Raw genomic sequence first — 3,437 nt, forward strand, 5'->3', positions numbered from 1 at the left:
CTTACATCTTCGCCTTTAGGGTCTTTACCGATAGCCAAAGCCGAGTTTGTCACTTGTCCCGCATTGATATCCGCTTGTGTAACGGTATAAACTCCAGTCACGGAACTGTTAGTGGCTCCTGGTGCTAAAGAAGCAATTGGACTACCAGTTATTGCAAAACCAACCAATGGCACTAGATCCGTGATGACGATATTGGTTATGATCACATTACCCGTATTGGTTACTGCGAAAGTATAATTGATTTTTTCACCCACTTGAGCGAAACCATCATTATTCGTATCCACAAAGGTGCCAGTTTTCACTAAAGCAATGTCAGGATTAGTACAAATAGGAATCACATTGTTACCATCCTCAGTTGCTGAATCACCCGATAGGTCATTTACTATTGTCGTGTTATCAGGGGCGGTACCTTTAACGGAAGCTTGATTGGTAATAGTACCTGCGTCTATATCGGTTTGAGTTACGGTATACGTTGCGGTATAAATCCAAGTTTCGCCAACTTCTAATATACTGATATTATTGACATCACCACTTTGCAGAGTAATAGCAGATAAGTCAGTATGAAGGTCTTCAACAGCTACATCATGTAAACTTACATTGCCTTCATTAGTCACGGTAAAGGTATAGGTTACCACATCGCCTACTTTTAGAATAGCACATCCATTTGGTCCAACTATAATGTCATTAGTTTTCACTAAAGCAATGTCAGGATTAATACAAATAGGAATCACATTCTCACCATCCTCAGTTGCTGAATCACCTGATTTGTCAGTTACTATTGTAGTGTTATCAGGGGCAGTACCTTTAACGGAAGCTTGATTGGTAATATTTCCATTATCAATATCGGTTTGAGTTACGGTATACGTTGCGGTATAAATCCAAGTTTCGCCAACTTCTAATATACTGATATTATTGACATCACCACTTTGCAGAGTAATAGCAGATAAGTCAGTATGAAGGTCTTCAACAGTAACATCATGTAAACTTACATTGCCTTCATTAGTCACGGTAAAGGTATAGGTTACCACATCGCCTACTTTTAGAATAGCACATCCATTTGGTCCAACTATAATGTCATTAGTTTTCACAATAGCAATGTTAGGGGTAGTACAAATAGGAATCACATTCTCACCATCCTCAGTTGCTGAATCACCTGATTTGTCAGTTACTATTGTCGTATCTGGCGCAGTACCATTAACCGAAGCTTGATTGGTAATAGTACCTGCATCTATATCGGTTTGAGTTACCGTATACGTTGCGGTATAAATCCAAGTTTCGCCAACTTCTAATATACTGATATTATTAACATCACCACTTTGCAGAGTAATAGCAGATAAGTCAGTATGAAGGTCTTCAACAGCTACATCATGTAAACTTACATTGCCTTCATTAGTCACGGTAAAGGTATAGGTTACCACATCGCCTACTTTTAGAATAGCACATCCATTTGGTCCAACTATAATGTCATTGGTTTTCACAATAGCAATGTCAGGCGTAGTACAAATAGGAATCACATTCTCACCATCCTCAGTTGCTGAATCACCTGATTTGTCAGTTATTATTGTAGTGTTATCAGGGGCAGTACCTTTAACTGAAGCTTGATTGGTAATATTTCCATTATCGATATCGGTTTGAGTTACGGTATACGTTGCGGTATAAATCCAAGTTTCGGGAACTTCTAATATACTGTTATCATTAACATCACCGCTTTGCTGAGCAATAGCAGATAAGCCAGTATGAAGGTCTTCAACAGCTACATCATGTAAACTTACATTACCTTCATTAGTCACGGTAAAGGTATAGGTTACCACATCGCCTACTTTTAGAATAGCACATCCATTTGGTCCAACTATAATGTCATTGGTTTTCACAATAGCAATGTCAGGCGTAGTACAAATAGGAATCACATTCTCACCATCCTCAGTTGCTGAATCACCTGATTTGTCAGTTACTATTGTAGTGTTATCAGGGGCAGTACCTTTAACTGAAGCTTGATTGGTAATATTTCCATTATCGATATCGGTTTGAGTTACGGTATACGTTGCGGTATAAATCCAAGTTTCGGGAACTTCTAATATACTGTTATTGTTACTATCACCACTTTGCAGCGCAATAGGAGATAAACCAGTATGAGGGTCGAGAACAGTTATAGTATGCAAACTTACATTACCTTCATTAGTCACGGTAAAGGTATAGGTTACCAGATCGCCTACTTTTAGAATAGCACATCCATTTGGTCCAGGATCAATGTTATTGGTTTTCACAATAGCAATATCAGGTGTTTGAGGTATTGGAGTGATAGTACAACCAGTACATTCAGGATCTTTAGGACAAGTAGTACAAGGTGTAGGGTCGGTTGAAGTACTCGTTACGTCCGGACCAGTCGGCGGAGTTCCGGAAACTTTAGCCAAGTTATATACAAAACCAGCATCAATATCCGCTTGAGTGATTGTGTAAGTACCATGGAAAGCAGCATCATTAGAAGCGTCAACAGCCAATGTTATAGGCCCTCCCGTGATTGTTACACCACCAAATAGGTCAGTAATGGACACATTGGTTAATGTCACATTACCCGTATTGGTTACAACAAAAGCATAAGTGACAGTATCCCCAGGATTTGCAGTTCCTATAGGAGCGGTTGTATCTTGATAGGTACCGTCTTTAGTAATAACAATCGAACATGCGTTTATTGTTAAAGTAACGGCAGTACGAGTTAAACTTATGCAAGAAGTAGTATTGTTTACAGCCTGAGCATAATAAGTAACCGTTCCAACGGTATTAAGGGTTGGACTTACAACTATTTCACCAGCCGTTGCGGCATTATACCAATCAATGTGTTGACCAGCTGGGACAGTTGCCGTAGCGGTTAAGGTTTGTATTGAAGGGTTCTTACACTCTGTTATATTACCACCGGAAACTGGGGCTGCTGGCAGGGCATTCACCGTTACTGTTGCTGTTTTTTGGCAACCATTGCTATTGGTATAAGTGATGTCAGCTGTACCAGCAGACACACCTGTTACCAATCCTGTTGAAGAAACAGTGGCTTTTGAGGGATCAGATGATACCCATGGATTCGATGCAGCCGCAGTTGCAGACCCCGTCAACTGTGTTGTAGAATTTACGCACACACTGAGTGTGCCGCTAATTGTTGGCAGGGCATTCACCGTTACCGTGACTGTTTTTTGACAACCATTGCTATTGGTATAAGTGATGTCAGCTGTACCAGCAGACACACCTGTTACCAATCCTGTTGAAGAAACAGTGGCTTTTGAGGGATCAGATGATACCCATGGATTCGATGCAGCCGCAGTTGCAGACCCCGTCAACTGTGTTGTAGAATTTACGCACACACTGAGTGTGCCGCTAATTGTTGGCAGGGCATTCACCGTTACCGTGACTGTTTTTTGACAACCATTGCTATTGGTATAAGTGATGTC

At 40.6% G+C, this 3,437-nt stretch carries 1 protein-coding gene; it reads right to left on the reverse strand.

What is annotated here, in order from left to right; translation table 11 throughout:
- The coding region (locus FNW38_RS17255) for a beta strand repeat-containing protein (RefSeq protein ID WP_144265605.1) at positions 1 to 3,437 on the reverse strand (3,437 nt) is incomplete at both ends.

The sequence above is a fragment of the Flavobacterium gawalongense genome (genome assembly GCF_007097265.1).
In the GTDB taxonomy this organism is placed as follows: domain Bacteria; phylum Bacteroidota; class Bacteroidia; order Flavobacteriales; family Flavobacteriaceae; genus Flavobacterium; species Flavobacterium gawalongense.